The following is a 13,329-nucleotide window of genomic DNA, read 5'->3' on the forward strand; positions in this document are numbered from 1 at the left end:
CCTCTCCATCGTGGTCCTCCTGTATACTAATATTTATATTAGATGAATCAACATTATAGAAGTCCGCCAGCATATTTTTTATATTAATTTCCATAGGAGACAGGCTTTTTTGCTTGTTTTTATGACTCCCCTTCTCTTTTTGTTCTACTTTAATTTGTCCAATTGTTACAGGTTCTACCTGATCTATTCCAGATACTACTCCCTCTTTTGTTCCTTCGTTTGTCCTAAGGTAAGAAGCTTTAATTTCCATACCCAATATCTTACCAAAATTTATACTGTCCTTGTCTTTGTTAATCTCAATCTTCATACTTCTAAGTATCAATCCCTTTTCTGACAGAAGCTTAACCGTCTGTCCACGTAGCACCTCTATATATTCACTAAACATAGAATCTTCACTAAGCTTTTCCATCCGGAATAAATCTTTACTAATATCTTCTGCTTGTACTAAGGTTCCATGTGAGTTAAGTGAAAAATTAAGAATATCTTCTTTCCCAAACAAGGTAATTACAGGAGTAACGACAAGCAATACTAAAATTAGCCCCGTAACTAATCCGACATATTTTTTATAGTTGCTCTTCCCTAATAAATTAAATATGACTGTTACCAGGATAAGAAAGATAATAATGTTTTTCATCCAGGAATATAATGAATTTATAATCCCCACCATATCCCTCCTTCCAAAATTGATTATAGTGAAGAGCCCATCCACTCATTTTTATATCTGTGCTACCTTTATGCATTCCAGGTTTATATCTATAACTAAGAGAATTACCTAAAAAATTTTACGACACACGCATTGTCGATACTGCAACAATGGTAATAACAATTTCAAAAAGTATCGCTGCTACAAATACTGTTTGAAGTAGCAAAGAAGAAGCCTCAGCAGAAGCACTGACACAATTTACAATACGCTTATCCGAAATTGGTTGAATTGCTGCTGCAACTAATTTATAAATTAATACATAAATAACTAATTTCACGATTGGTATAGCACAAATAACAATAATTGCGACTAGGCCTGCAACTCCAATACAATTTTTTAGAAGTGCCCCAGCTCCGAGTACTGTTTCTGCTACACCGCTAAATAACCCACCAATTCCAGGAATCATTTGTGTCGCTTTTATAATTGAGGAACGTTTTACCTGATCAACAGCTGGAGTTATAAGGCTTTGTACTGTACCAATACCGATAACCACCGCCAACAATGTCTTTAGCATCCAACGTATTAAAGTAGCCAATAATTCTGATAGTTTACTAAGCATGTCCTCTTGTGATAAATTATTGGCAAGTACCGCCATCATATAGATACTAGTTAATGGAAATACAATTTTTAATAATAGGTAATCAACAACAGTGACTAAAATTAGGATACCTTGATAATATGCTGTTGATGTCGCTGCCCCAGTGCAAAAAGCAACTGACATACAATAGGTGGGTACTAGTGCTTTCATAAAATTTAATACATTATGTAACGTATCCGTAGCTAATTTTGTGGCACCAATAAAGGTGGAAGCCAAGATTACAAACATGAGAAGATAGGTAACATAAAATCCTGTTTCTGCAATCTGACTATTTTGAAAGGTATGTGAGAAATTCGTAAATACAGCTGATATCACCGCTATCGTTAATAATTTCATTAAACTGCTTAAGTTACTTTTAAATTCTAAACCAATGGCTTGAAGAATTTTCTGAAAAACACCCTTAAAAGAAAAACTCTCTGTTCCATTAAATAAATTCTTTACATACTCCCCAAAATTCATATTTTCTTTATTTTCTAAAGCGTTATTCAATGATTTCTGTATCTGAGTATAATCATACTCCTCCTCTTCCGTACTCATGGCATACACGACATTTGTCTTCCCAATAAGGACTAAGAGGATGCTTATGAAGATTAGCCTTAAAATCCATGTTCGTTTTCGTATCATCTTGTCCAATTCCTTTCGTTACGCAGTTAAAAAACGGTCAATAGTATCAAGAAGCGCTAATAGCACCGGCATACTGATTGCCATAATGCATAGTTTTCCAGCTAATTCAATTTGATTACCAATCGCTGAATATCCAGCATCCTTACATAGGTTTGATGCAAATTCTGAAATATAGGTGATACCAATAATTTTTAATAATATTGCTATGTACTCCGAATTGATGGATAGATATCCTTTGATTCTCTCTATAGCTTTAAATATGGTAGATAGCTTTCCTATCCCGAAATAAAAGATTAAGATACAACCAGTTAAACTAATAAAAAATGCATATTCTGCCTTACCACTTTTAAATAGGTTCGCAGCTACAACTGCTATAATACCAATGAGAGCGATTTTTTCCATTGTTCCCGCCTTTCTACTCACAAGAAACTTGTACCAAATGTATACCTGCTTAACGTTACTTCTTGCCTATTGGCAAATTGGGCTTACATTTGAAATAACTTCTGTAAGTAATTAAATAAGTCCGCAATATAAGGGATTACCCAATAAAGTACAATCAAAAGACCGGCGAGACTGGTTATAATCGTATAATCATTTTTATCCGATTGTTTCAGAATTTGGTTTATTACCGAAACTAAAATACCAACGGCAGCAATTTTGAAGATTAAATAGACCGACATATGTTCCTCCCGATTATAGTACTAAGATTGTAACGAAGATTCCCAATAATACCCCCAGACTACGATAGAGACGAATCTTCTCTTTTGCATCTAAATTTATCTCTTGCATATCTTCTTCCACTTGAGTAACATACCAGTCAATATGGTTCATCTGCATGTCCTTATCAAGATAGCCAAGCTGCTTCCCAAATTCCAAAAAACATGTCCTATCTTTTTTAGTAAGTGAAGTATTTGATAATTCTTCTTTCATAGCACTTTCCCAAATTTCCGCAAGACTTACTCCAGAAAACTGTGATAGCTCTTTCGATACTTTCTTAAAAAATGGAGTTAATCTCCCATCATGCCGCTTCGTAATATTCTCTAATGCCTCTGGTAATGCAGTCTGAGCGTACCTTATATCACCTCGTAAGAGAATAGCGATTGTCTTAGCTGCTCTTAAATCTTCCAATCTTTTTCTTATTTCATTACCGAATAAAAATCCCATACCAGTACTAGCGCCTATGATTAAGGCGCATCCTGCTACTCTTAAAAATAATACAAACATTGATTCACCCTCCTTTGGCTTACGCATAATACAATTTAGAGCCTCTCTCATCGTAGATTTCAGTCACCTTACCGATGGAATCTCGATTATTTAAAATAATGTAACGTTCGAAAACATGTTTCTTTATTAATTCTCCCAACAATGGCTTGTCTCTTACTTCGTCAATTGTTCCTCCATGTACCGTTGCAATCATTTTAATACCACAACCCATGGCATAATGAATGGCTTCTATGTCCTCTCCAAGACCAATTTCATCCACAGCAAGTACAGATGGTGACATTGACCTTATTAGTAACATCATTCCTCTCGCTTTCGGACAGCAATCTAAGACATCCGTTCGTATCCCAAGATCATTTTGAGGAGTTCCCATATAACAGGCAGCTATTTCCGATCTCTCATCCACCACCCCAACCTGTAAACCTTCTCTAAAACGTCCGCAATTCGTATCCTGTTCACCGTCAGATAATTGTCTGATCACATCACGTAACAGTGTTGTTTTACCGCATCCTGGCGGTGAGATGATTAACGTATGATAGATACTATTGTCTCGCAGTATATATGGTAATACCAAGTCTGCACATCCCTTCACCTGATGAGAAAGACGAATATTAATAAAGGAGATATACTTCATACTTTTTATCTTTCCTTCCTCTAGGATTACTTTTCCGGCTATTCCGATTCGATGACCGCCCGCTATGGTTATAAATCCTTGCTTTAACTCCTCTTCGAAGGCATAAAGTGAATAATTACTTATGTACTCCATGGTTTCTTTCACTTCTGCTTTCGTAATCATAAATGCATCTTCCATTGATTTCGTAAGCCGTGCATTATTATCGATTACATACTCCTTATTGTTGTATCGAACGAGAAGAGGGCTGTCCACTCTTAGCCGAATCTCTTGTAAACGATCAAAATCTAATACTGTTTTTGACAACAGAGTACGTAGTTTTACCGAGAAAATTTTGAGTAAATCATCTTTCCTATTCACACGAATCACCACTGCCTTTCTTCACTAAGTGTTGTCCTGTTTTTACAGTATATGAACACATGAAGAGATTATGATTAAAAAAAGTTAGGAGAAAGGAATGATTTTTTTACCAAAAGAATTGCTTTCTTTTAATAAATAGAATATGATTAAGGGCAAAAAGCAGCGCAGAAATGAGGTTTAACATGGACTACGGACTAATTGGAGAAAAACTGGGACATAGCTATTCCAAGATAATTCATGAGCAGATAGCAGATTATCAATATGAGATACACCCATTAAGTAAAGAAGAGTTTCCTATTTTTATGAAAGAAAAGAACTTTAAGGCAATCAATGTCACAATACCTTATAAACGAGATGTGATTCCTTATCTTGATGTAATAGATAAAAAAGCAAAAAAAATAGGTGCAGTTAACACCATTGTAAATGACAATGGGAAACTTACCGGATATAATACAGACTATGATGGTTTTTACTATACTCTTGTGGAAAATCAAATTCATGTAAAAGAAAAAAAGGTCTTGGTTTTAGGAAATGGCGGCGCTGCTCTTGCAGTTCTTGCTGTATTAAATACCTTAGATGCAGGACAAATTCTTATTGTAAAATATAAAGAAGAAGATGGCTGTATTACTTATGAGGAAGCAAAACAACAGCATTTTGATGCATCAATAATAATCAATACTACTCCAGTTGGAATGTATCCAAATTGTGACATAAGTCCCATTGATTTAACACCATATCAAAACTTGGAAGCGGTAGTCGATGTAATCTACAATCCTCTTACAACCAAACTACTTGCTCAAGCGATGAAACAACAGATAAAAGCTGTCAATGGTCTTTGGATGCTTGTAGCACAGGCAAAATATGCAGTGGAACATTTTAAGGATTGTAAGCTTAGTGATGAGTTGATTCATCCGATTTATAATAAAGTGGAAGCTTTGTTAAAAAAGTAGTATTTGTTAGGCTCTGTAGGCAGAAGGAAGAGAGATTATCGTTTTCTTTCACGGGTGGCCCGGTAGTCATGAAGTATTTGAATACCAACTAATCAACTAGCTATGAATGGGTACCTATGTATCGGATTAGACCAGAGACGTTTGGCAAATCGGGTAGACCCTTAGACGGTTATGATTATGAGGTCAAATTACTACTTTCTGGAGTTTTTCTTCATGATTTAAAAATAGCGCAATCCATAGAAAATCTTGATTTCCCATAGATTGCGCTATATAAATTTCTTGATATCTAATTATACACGCTTCATGTATTCGCCAGTTCTTGTATCGATAGAAATCTTATCTCCCTGGTTAACGAATAATGGAACGTAAACAGTTGCACCTGTCTCAACTTTAGCAGGCTTTGTAGCACCCTGAGCTGTATCACCTTTAAATCCAGGTTCTGTATCAATGATTACAAGCTCAACAAAAAGTGGAGGCTCGATAGCGAATACATTACCCTGATGAGAAAGCATCTTAACCATATCGTTTTCCTTAACAAACTTTAAGGAATCACCAACTGCTTCATCATTTAAAGCAATCTGATCAAATGTTTCAACATTCATAAAGTTATATAACTCACCGTCAGAATATAAATACTGCATATCACTTCTTTCAATGTGTGCTTGTGGATATTTTTCTTGTGGACGGAATGTTCTTTCAGTTAAACCACCGTTTTTAATATCTCTTAATTTAGTTCTAACAAACGCTGCACCCTTTCCTGGTTTTACGTGCTGGAACTCAATAACTTGATAAACTGCATTATCAATTTCTAATGTAAGGCCATTTCTAAAATCGCCTGCTGATATCATAAAAAAATCCTCCTTAAAATCAACTATACTATAGTCTATATTACTTGTCCGTTTTTTTCAACTATTTTTTTCAAAATCCTATATTTTATTGAAAAAATTGATACAATTTGTCATCTACTATTTACTGAGAAATAATAAACTTAAGTTTTATATACCCTATTTGGTTAACTCTTCTATCAATTATCTAAATCCAATGAGATTTAAATCGCTTATTTCAATCTATTACTTCTTATAATTCAATAAGTTCCTTTGGTGAATTAGTAAAATTAATACATCCGTCCTTGGTTAATACGATCATGTCTTCGATACGCACACCACCAAAATCCTTCACATAAATTCCAGGTTCCACTGTTAATGTCATATTTTCTAGTACAATTTCTTCAGACTTAAGGCTTGCTCGTGGTGATTCATGTATAAATAATCCAACGCTATGTCCAAGACCATGCCCAAAACAACCCTCATAACCTGCTTTATAGATGATATCTCTTGCGATTTTATCAATATCGCGACCAACCATGCCCGCTTTTACTTGATTTAATACTGCCAACTGTGCTTCTAATACAGTATGATAGATTTCTTTTTGTTTCTCACTTGCCTTTCCAACAACAATTGTTCTTGTCATATCAGAACAATAGCCATTGTATTTACATCCAAAATCAAGAGTTAAGAGATCACCCTTCTCTATCTTCTTTCTGGAAGGTACTGCATGAGGCATAGAAGAATTGAGACCGGAAGCTACAATTGGATCAAAGGATATTCCTTCTGCACCATTTGTTTTCATAATATACTCTAATTTCGCTGCAATCTCTATCTCTGTTACGCCAGGTTTAATCTCATCAAGAATTTTAGAAAAGGCGATATCACCAATATGTTCTGCTTCTTTTAAGAATGATAATTCTTCAGAAGTTTTAACCATACGTAAACTTGCAAGCTCTCCATGGTAAGGAATTAGGGTAACATCACTTAATTCTTTCTGTAGCTTTGAATATTCAGCAAAGGACATTTCCTCTTCTTCAAAACCTAAAGATTTATTATTTTCTTCCAACACTACTTTCGCAATTGCTTTGGCATATCCATCATTTGCTATATCAATTACTTCATATCCCACAGCCTCAGCTTGTGCTTGATAAATATAACGAAAATCAGTGAATATTATTTTTCTATTCTGTGATATATAAGCATATCCGGTATCGCCTCGGTATCCTGTGATATATCGTATACTATGACGATTGGAAATTAAAATGGCATCAGATTGTAAGCCTTTCATAATATCTAATACTTTTTGAATCATGTTATTATCCTCCTATTATGTTGTATTTATTCTCATTTCTGCGCTGCTCTTTGTATTGCTATTAAGACAATGCTATTATCAACTTCTATATACAGCGTAGATATAGGCTTTGGTGGAACTCTGGAAATCATTACTCTTTATTACCAATTTTTTTAACTTATTACCAAGTTTTTTTTAAAACTTATTACCAAGTTTCTTAATTAACCGATGTTCATTATGGCATCTATAGCTAATAAATACCCTTGTAAACCTAGCCCAACAATCTGGCCAGTACACACAGGAGCAGTTACGGATACATGACGAAACTCTTCTCTCGTATGTACATTAGAGATATGTACTTCTATTTTAGGTAACTCAATAGAGGCTAGTGCGTCACGAATAGCATAACTATAATGGGTATAAGCACCTGGATTTATGATAATTGCATCTGTTTGATCCGAATATGCTTCCTGAATTCGATCTATGATTTCTCCTTCCCCATTACTTTGGAAAGTTATAATTTCTATTCCTTCTTTTTTTGCCTTTTCCTCAAGTATAGAAAGTAAATAAGGGTAATCCTTTTTACCATAGATAGCTTTTTCTCTTATTCCTAAGAAATTAATGTTCGGACCGTTGATTACTAAAATCTTCATCTCTTCCCTCTATTCCTGCGCACCTTACGCAAAGTTCTCCCTGATTGAAATAATTTCTTGCACTATCCTATCGATTGATTTATCTTTCGTTTCAAGAACCAAGTCAGCACATGTCTCATATATTGGAACTCGTATCTTTAGCATCTGTTCGATTGCACCAAGTGGATTTTCACACTGAAGCAAAGGTCTTGTCGTATCACTTTTGAGTCTCTGATACGTCACCTCCTTCGAAGTTTTTAAAAATATAACAAATCCTATTTTGCGAAGTAAGCTTACATTCTCTGCACATAGTGGCATACCCCCGCCAGTTGATAAAACAGTTTGAGTTAGAGTTTCTTGATACTCTTTAAGAAGATTTGTTTCCATCAAACGAAAGAATTCTTCCCCCCTGCTTTTAAACATTTCTGAAATCGTCAACTGACAGCGTTTTTCAATTTCATTATCAGTATCCACAAAATTCATAGATAAGGTATTTGCTAAACAAGTACCAACACTACTTTTTCCAGCTCCCATAAAACCAACTAGTATGATATTATTCTTTTCCCTTTTCATAACACTCCATATTTCTGCGCACGCTCTTTACGCATTCCCATCATGAACGTTTCTTTTGTTTTGCTTTCTTTCGGCGATAGAAGATTAAAACAATACGTTCTAATTGACGTTTTATAACAATTTGAATTTCTTCCTTTTTTCCTATTGGCTTTACAAGATAGCTCGTAATTCCTGCACGGTTTGCACCATAAACATCCGTAAATACCTGATCACCAACGAAAATTGTATTCGATTTGTCAGTATTCATATATTCCATTGCTTTCAAATAGTTCTTTATGGAAGGTTTGCGAGCATTAAAAATATACTTTATCTTAATAACTTGATTGAACCGTTTTACACGGTCTTCCTTATTATTAGAAATCAAGCATACTTCAAACCCTATCTTTTTTAATCTCTTAATCAACGATACTGCACGTTCACTAGCATCAGCACCATGCTCCACTAGAGTGTTATCGATATCAAAGATAATACCTCGATAACCAACCTTATATAATTTTTCATAATCGATTTCATAGGATGACTCTACGTATTCGGTTGGATAAAATTTTTGAAACATAGTAACCTCTTTCTATTTTTACTTAACGGATTAGCCCACAAGATTTCTTTCTTTTATTGATGGAATTCATTCATGAAAACCTTCAATGGATTTCAAGGAATTCTATTGACATAACTTATGATATGTCACATCAAGTTCTCCGTTGTTAGAGTGAATTCATAGAAACCTATCATCAGACCATATCTTAGGTTTGACATAACAAAAATTTCTATTCATAATAGCACTCTCCTAGTTGATAATTATAACGAAAGTCTTATCGATATTCAACCTCATTTCTTCTTTGTTTATTAAATATTTAATCATTACTTGTTACGCTAACAAAATTTTTCTTAAGTAAAAAATTTAACTTACACTCTTTAGCCTTGCGAAAGGTAACTAGAACGGCTATAATAAATACTACATCCTAATACAAGAAAAAGTACGATTTACGATTTTCCTTAACATGAATAATTGTATAAAATAGATATCTGCTTTATAAGATAAATATTGAAATTTACTTTAATGTGTAAAAAAGGCATCAAATTGTAAGCTCTTACACTTTGCAGAAAAGAATTATTCAAGTAAATGCTATTGATTTTTCTACATTAGTAAGATATAATTAACTTACAATTTAATAGCATCACATAAAATAATTGTAAGCGCTTATATTTACTTTGAATAAAAGCAAAGCACAGTTATCAAAACAAGAAAAAGCGCTTCGTGAACTTTTCCTTGTCATGAATAATAGAAAGATACTTTAGGAACCTTCTATTATTTTCATAAGTGAAGCAAATATCTGCCTAACTTAAAAAGGAATAAATACAGGCAAGGGATTCATTACATAACCTTTGCTTGTCTGATTTATTAAATATTATATGGAGGTCGTTAAAATGGATTTTTCAAAGAAGTTTTCCCTTGAGGGTAAAATCGCTTTAGTAACCGGTGCTTCTTATGGTATCGGATTTGCTATTGCTAGCGCATATGCAGAAGCTGGCGCTACTATAGTTTTCAATGATATTAAGCAGGAGTTAGTAGACAAAGGAATCGCTGCTTACAAAGAAGCTGGTATCAACGCTCACGGATATGTTTGTGACGTAACAAATGAAGATCAAGTAAATGCTATGATCGCTCAGATTGAGAAGGAAGTTGGCGTTATCGACATCTTAGTTAACAATGCTGGTATTATCAAGCGTATCCCTATGATTGAAATGACAGCTGCTGAATTCAGACAAGTTATCGATGTAGATTTAAATGCTCCTTTCATCATGGCTAAAGCTGTTATTCCTAGCATGATCAAGAAGGGTCATGGAAAGATTATCAACATCTGTTCTATGATGAGTGAATTAGGTCGTGAGACTGTATCCGCTTATGCTGCAGCTAAGGGTGGTCTTAAGATGTTAACAAAGAATATCGCATCTGAATATGGTGAATTCAACATTCAGTGTAATGGTATTGGACCTGGATACATCGCTACTCCTCAGACAGCTCCTCTTCGTGAAGATGGTCATCCATTCAACAACTTTATTATTTCTAAAACTCCAGCTGCTCGTTGGGGTGAGCCAGAAGATTTAGCTGGTCCATCTGTATTCTTAGCTTCTGATGCATCTGACTTCGTAAATGGTCATATCCTTTACGTAGACGGTGGTATCTTAGCATACATCGGAAAACAGCCTAAGTAATAGAATAATACAATAGAAACTTTGAAAGTCTCTATATAATTAATAGGTAAGAGAATTTCCTATATAATAAAAAAGTGTAACAGCATGCTGTTACACTTTTTTATTTATATTGAAATTGAGCTAAATTACCCAAGCAAGTAAAAGTATACTACGCAAGTTTCCTTGTCAAAAATTATACCCTCCTAGGGAAGCATACTCATCCTGTGGATTGGAAGACGAAAAAAGAATTATTATCAAAATTGATAATACACTCCAAACCTTCTAGCCAAGAAATTGCATGGAGTATCTGCATTCAAAATGCTCACCTTTATCAAGTTCATTTATATACTCTTTCTCACTCAAATCTCCATCAAACTCTTCCGCATCACATCTTCCGTACCATGGTTCTATACATACAAATGGTGCATTTTTTCCAGCAGGTGACCATATTCCAAACAAAGGAGCGTCAAATTTCATAATAATGTATGGCTGACCATCTGGTTTACAAATCGCAACTTCCTTAATACCACTATCTTCTATGATTAAAGCATCACGGTCAAATAATCCTTTTTCATATTTAAGAAACCCAAATTCCCCCTTCTTAACTAACGGAATTTGATAAGGAACATCCCGTTTCAAACCATTTTCAAAATTAATGACAGTATAAGTAATCGTACTGGTATTTGGAAAACGGAAAGAATAATCTTCCTGCGATGTACCTTCTATTAATGGGCAAAAAAATCCAGGATGTGCTCCGATTGCAAAATACATCTTCTCGTCCATATGATTATCAACACGATAGAAAGTCTTAATCGTATCCTCTTCTAACTCATAACCAATCCATAAAGTAAACTCAAAAGGATAGCACTTTATCGATTCTTCATCGGAGGATAGTTTGAACAATATTTTATTCTCTTCCTTTTCCTGTATTACAAATTCTTTGTCTCTTGCAAATCCATGCTGTTGCATCGGATAAGTAACTCCCTTATACTGATACTGTTTGCCTTTTTGTGTTCCCACAAATGGAAACAATATCGGCGCATGTCTATTCCAATATTTTGGATCCGCAGACCATAGATATTCTTGTTCCTCTATTTTCCCCAATACCATATTCTTTCTTTTCACCGAAATTAGTTCAGCTCCTTTGGTGTCAAAGGACGCTATCAATTGTGTATTCTCAAGATAAATTTTTGCCATTTCTTATCCCTTTCTTAACCTATATTTGACATGCCTGGATAAAAGCCCGAAAAATAAACTGTGATATCTTGTCTCCCTCGTATAATTCTTCTGGATGCCATTGAACCCCTAGAAAAAAAGGATAATCTCTCATCATCACTGCTTCGGTGTATCCGTCATTCGAATAACCAGCAATTTCTAAGCCCTTAGCAACTGTATGTATTACTTGATGATGATAACTGTTAACCATGATTTTTTCTGACTTTACTATATCATATAGTAGTGTATCTTTGCATACATTCACATAATGTGTTGGAACATCACCACGAGATTTTTGATAATGACCTACATTCGTAGTATTAGATTTCAAATGTTCTATGTCTTGATAGATATCTCCACCTAATGCAATGTTAAGAACTTGGAGACCACGACAAATTCCCAAAATCGGTTTCTTCAAAGCGAGTAGATAGGGAAGTAATTCAATCTCTAGTTGATCCCTTGCTGGTTGTATGATTCTGCATTCCCATGAAGAATCCTCCCCCCAGTAAAAAGGACTCACATCTGGTCCTCCTGGGTACAACACCCCATCTATCTCTGGTAAGAGAGCGACGATATCACTAATCTCTTGATACAAAGGGAGAAGGATAGGAATACCACCCTCTTTTTGAATTGCTTTTACATAGAACTCCTCTATCTTTATCCTTTTTGTTTCTACTTCATACTGCGGTAAGATACCAATAACGGGTTTCTTCACTTTTTATCCTGCCTATAATCAAACTTATTATATCATACGGGGTGTTTGTGTAAAGATGAACATTTTCTTACATTTTAAATTAAGGCTCTGTCACACTTATAGTTGAAATTTATTATATTTTTCTGCAGAGTATAATTAACTCTGCTCAATTGATATATATATTTAGCTCACTTTTAAAAGTCTTTATCTTCCAATATAATAAAATGCATCTTTTTGGTCTCTAAATTCATTTATGCCCAAATATTTCATACCTATTTTTTGAAGTACTCTTATGGATGCTGTATTTTCTGGTTCAGCCATTCCATAAATACCGGTAATGTTTGTTGTCTTGAATGCCTTCTTTATTAGTTCTTTTCCGATTTCAGTTGCGTATCCTTTATTCCAATGGCTAACACCGAGTTTCCATTCAATCTCAGGTTCGTTTTCCTTATATGGATTTAGTCCAGTTAATCCAATTATCCTGTTACTCACTTTTTCAATTATAGCACCATGAAAACAATCTAAGGTAACAAAATTTTTATCTATAAAGAATTGAATGTATTGTTCTGTCTTAAGTTTATCCCAAGGATGGTTTTTGTCTTTTGTATATTGATGAACTTGGGGATTTGACACAACTTGATATAATCCGTCTATATCGTTGATGATATATTGACGCACTAAAAGATTCTGAGTTTCAAAATAAATATGTATAAAATTACTCATTGTATTCTCCTCCGAATTTTTGTTTGCTACTGCGTTACTGTAAAATTGTTTGTTCATTGTTGCAAACAAATATGAATTAATTGTAATACAAATA

At 34.3% G+C, this 13,329-nt stretch carries 17 protein-coding genes; 3 read left to right on the top strand and 14 right to left on the bottom strand.

Annotated elements, in window-relative coordinates:
• The 6 genes from RTP52_RS14260 to spoIIIAA all read right to left on the bottom strand — a co-directional run.
• The coding region (locus RTP52_RS14260) for a stage III sporulation protein AF (protein ID WP_312372112.1) at positions 1-664 on the bottom strand (664 nt) is incomplete at its 3' end.
• Positions 665-782: 118 nt separating this feature from the next.
• Positions 783-1,925 carry a stage III sporulation protein AE gene (locus RTP52_RS14265; protein ID WP_312372113.1) on the bottom strand — a complete coding sequence of 381 codons (1,143 nt, stop codon included), beginning with the start codon at positions 1,923-1,925 and terminating at the stop codon, positions 783-785.
• Between the two features lie 18 nt (positions 1,926-1,943).
• Complete coding sequence (gene spoIIIAD / locus RTP52_RS14270; RefSeq protein WP_312107218.1) at positions 1,944-2,327, bottom strand: stage III sporulation protein AD; 384 nt, start codon at positions 2,325-2,327, stop codon at positions 1,944-1,946.
• An 83-nt stretch (positions 2,328-2,410) separates the two neighbouring features.
• A complete protein-coding gene (spoIIIAC, locus tag RTP52_RS14275; RefSeq protein WP_312372115.1) occupies positions 2,411-2,605 on the bottom strand; it encodes a stage III sporulation protein AC in 195 nt (64 codons plus the stop codon).
• 13 nt (positions 2,606-2,618) lie between these two features.
• A complete protein-coding gene (locus RTP52_RS14280) occupies positions 2,619-3,149 on the bottom strand; it encodes a stage III sporulation protein AB (protein WP_312107220.1) in 531 nt (176 codons plus the stop codon).
• A gap of 19 nt (positions 3,150-3,168) precedes the next feature.
• Positions 3,169-4,137 (bottom strand): stage III sporulation protein AA, encoded by a 969-nt coding sequence (gene spoIIIAA, locus RTP52_RS14285; RefSeq protein ID WP_312107221.1) that lies wholly within the window; start codon positions 4,135-4,137, stop codon positions 3,169-3,171.
• A gap of 182 nt (positions 4,138-4,319) precedes the next feature.
• Between spoIIIAA and RTP52_RS14290 the strand changes: the two genes are divergently transcribed.
• Together RTP52_RS14290 and RTP52_RS20295 are read left to right on the top strand one after the other, a co-directional pair.
• Entirely contained in the window at positions 4,320-5,087 is a 768-nt protein-coding gene (locus RTP52_RS14290; RefSeq protein WP_312372117.1) for a shikimate dehydrogenase family protein, read from the top strand.
• 116 nt (positions 5,088-5,203) lie between these two features.
• Positions 5,204-5,347, top strand: a complete 144-nt coding sequence (locus RTP52_RS20295) for a hypothetical protein (RefSeq protein ID WP_330694487.1) — start codon at positions 5,204-5,206, stop codon at positions 5,345-5,347.
• Positions 5,348-5,377: 30 nt separating this feature from the next.
• Here RTP52_RS20295 and efp read toward each other — a convergent pair whose 3' ends face one another.
• From efp to RTP52_RS14320, 5 genes are all read right to left on the bottom strand, one after another.
• Positions 5,378-5,935: an elongation factor P gene (efp, locus tag RTP52_RS14300; RefSeq protein ID WP_312107625.1), complete on the bottom strand. Its 558-nt coding sequence runs from the start codon at positions 5,933-5,935 to the stop codon at positions 5,378-5,380.
• Between the two features lie 229 nt (positions 5,936-6,164).
• Entirely contained in the window at positions 6,165-7,226 is a 1,062-nt protein-coding gene (locus RTP52_RS14305; protein WP_312372119.1) for a M24 family metallopeptidase, read from the bottom strand.
• A 200-nt stretch (positions 7,227-7,426) separates the two neighbouring features.
• On the bottom strand, positions 7,427-7,858 hold the full coding sequence (aroQ, locus tag RTP52_RS14310; RefSeq protein WP_312372121.1) for a type II 3-dehydroquinate dehydratase: 432 nt from the start codon (positions 7,856-7,858) through the stop codon (positions 7,427-7,429).
• Positions 7,859-7,882: 24 nt separating this feature from the next.
• On the bottom strand, positions 7,883-8,410 hold the full coding sequence (locus tag RTP52_RS14315) for a shikimate kinase (RefSeq protein ID WP_312372123.1): 528 nt from the start codon (positions 8,408-8,410) through the stop codon (positions 7,883-7,885).
• A gap of 40 nt (positions 8,411-8,450) precedes the next feature.
• Entirely contained in the window at positions 8,451-8,966 is a 516-nt protein-coding gene (locus RTP52_RS14320; protein ID WP_312372125.1) for a YqeG family HAD IIIA-type phosphatase, read from the bottom strand.
• Positions 8,967-9,835: 869 nt separating this feature from the next.
• On the opposite strand from RTP52_RS14320, the gene RTP52_RS14325 reads away from it, so the two are divergent.
• Complete coding sequence (locus RTP52_RS14325; protein ID WP_312106461.1) at positions 9,836-10,624, top strand: gluconate 5-dehydrogenase; 789 nt, start codon at positions 9,836-9,838, stop codon at positions 10,622-10,624.
• A gap of 261 nt (positions 10,625-10,885) precedes the next feature.
• On the opposite strand, the gene RTP52_RS14330 is transcribed toward RTP52_RS14325, so the two are convergent.
• The 3 genes from RTP52_RS14330 to RTP52_RS14340 all read right to left on the bottom strand — a co-directional run bounded on the left by RTP52_RS14330 (position 10,886) and on the right by RTP52_RS14340 (position 13,235).
• Positions 10,886-11,800 carry an aldose 1-epimerase family protein gene (locus tag RTP52_RS14330; protein ID WP_312106458.1) on the bottom strand — a complete coding sequence of 305 codons (915 nt, stop codon included), beginning with the start codon at positions 11,798-11,800 and terminating at the stop codon, positions 10,886-10,888.
• 19 nt (positions 11,801-11,819) lie between these two features.
• Complete coding sequence (locus RTP52_RS14335) at positions 11,820-12,533, bottom strand: gamma-glutamyl-gamma-aminobutyrate hydrolase family protein (protein WP_312372127.1); 714 nt, start codon at positions 12,531-12,533, stop codon at positions 11,820-11,822.
• 183 nt (positions 12,534-12,716) lie between these two features.
• Positions 12,717-13,235, bottom strand: a complete 519-nt coding sequence (locus tag RTP52_RS14340; RefSeq protein WP_312106454.1) for a GNAT family N-acetyltransferase — start codon at positions 13,233-13,235, stop codon at positions 12,717-12,719.
• Positions 13,236-13,329 lie beyond the last annotated feature (94 nt).

Origin of the sequence: Lachnoclostridium sp. (assembly GCF_031997925.1) — a bacterium.
GTDB lineage: Bacteria > Bacillota > Clostridia > Lachnospirales > Lachnospiraceae > Lachnoclostridium.

Bases quoted from the DNA above. Each gene is read 5' to 3' on its own strand.
- RTP52_RS14265 (WP_312372113.1), bottom strand. From the start codon at position 1,925: ATGATACGAAAACGAACATGGATTTTAAGGCTAATCTTCATAAGCATC.
- spoIIIAD (WP_312107218.1), bottom strand. From the start codon at position 2,327: ATGGAAAAAATCGCTCTCATTGGTATTATAGCAGTTGTAGCTGCGAAC.
- spoIIIAC (WP_312372115.1), bottom strand. From the start codon at position 2,605: ATGTCGGTCTATTTAATCTTCAAAATTGCTGCCGTTGGTATTTTAGTT.
- RTP52_RS14280 (WP_312107220.1), bottom strand. From the start codon at position 3,149: ATGTTTGTATTATTTTTAAGAGTAGCAGGATGCGCCTTAATCATAGGC.
- RTP52_RS14290 (WP_312372117.1), top strand. From the start codon at position 4,320: ATGGACTACGGACTAATTGGAGAAAAACTGGGACATAGCTATTCCAAG.
- RTP52_RS20295 (WP_330694487.1), top strand. From the start codon at position 5,204: ATGTATCGGATTAGACCAGAGACGTTTGGCAAATCGGGTAGACCCTTA.
- efp (WP_312107625.1), bottom strand. From the start codon at position 5,935: ATGATATCAGCAGGCGATTTTAGAAATGGCCTTACATTAGAAATTGAT.
- RTP52_RS14305 (WP_312372119.1), bottom strand. From the start codon at position 7,226: ATGATTCAAAAAGTATTAGATATTATGAAAGGCTTACAATCTGATGCC.
- aroQ (WP_312372121.1), bottom strand. From the start codon at position 7,858: ATGAAGATTTTAGTAATCAACGGTCCGAACATTAATTTCTTAGGAATA.
- RTP52_RS14315 (WP_312372123.1), bottom strand. From the start codon at position 8,410: ATGAAAAGGGAAAAGAATAATATCATACTAGTTGGTTTTATGGGAGCT.
- RTP52_RS14320 (WP_312372125.1), bottom strand. From the start codon at position 8,966: ATGTTTCAAAAATTTTATCCAACCGAATACGTAGAGTCATCCTATGAA.
- RTP52_RS14325 (WP_312106461.1), top strand. From the start codon at position 9,836: ATGGATTTTTCAAAGAAGTTTTCCCTTGAGGGTAAAATCGCTTTAGTA.
- RTP52_RS14330 (WP_312106458.1), bottom strand. From the start codon at position 11,800: ATGGCAAAAATTTATCTTGAGAATACACAATTGATAGCGTCCTTTGAC.
- RTP52_RS14340 (WP_312106454.1), bottom strand. From the start codon at position 13,235: ATGAGTAATTTTATACATATTTATTTTGAAACTCAGAATCTTTTAGTG.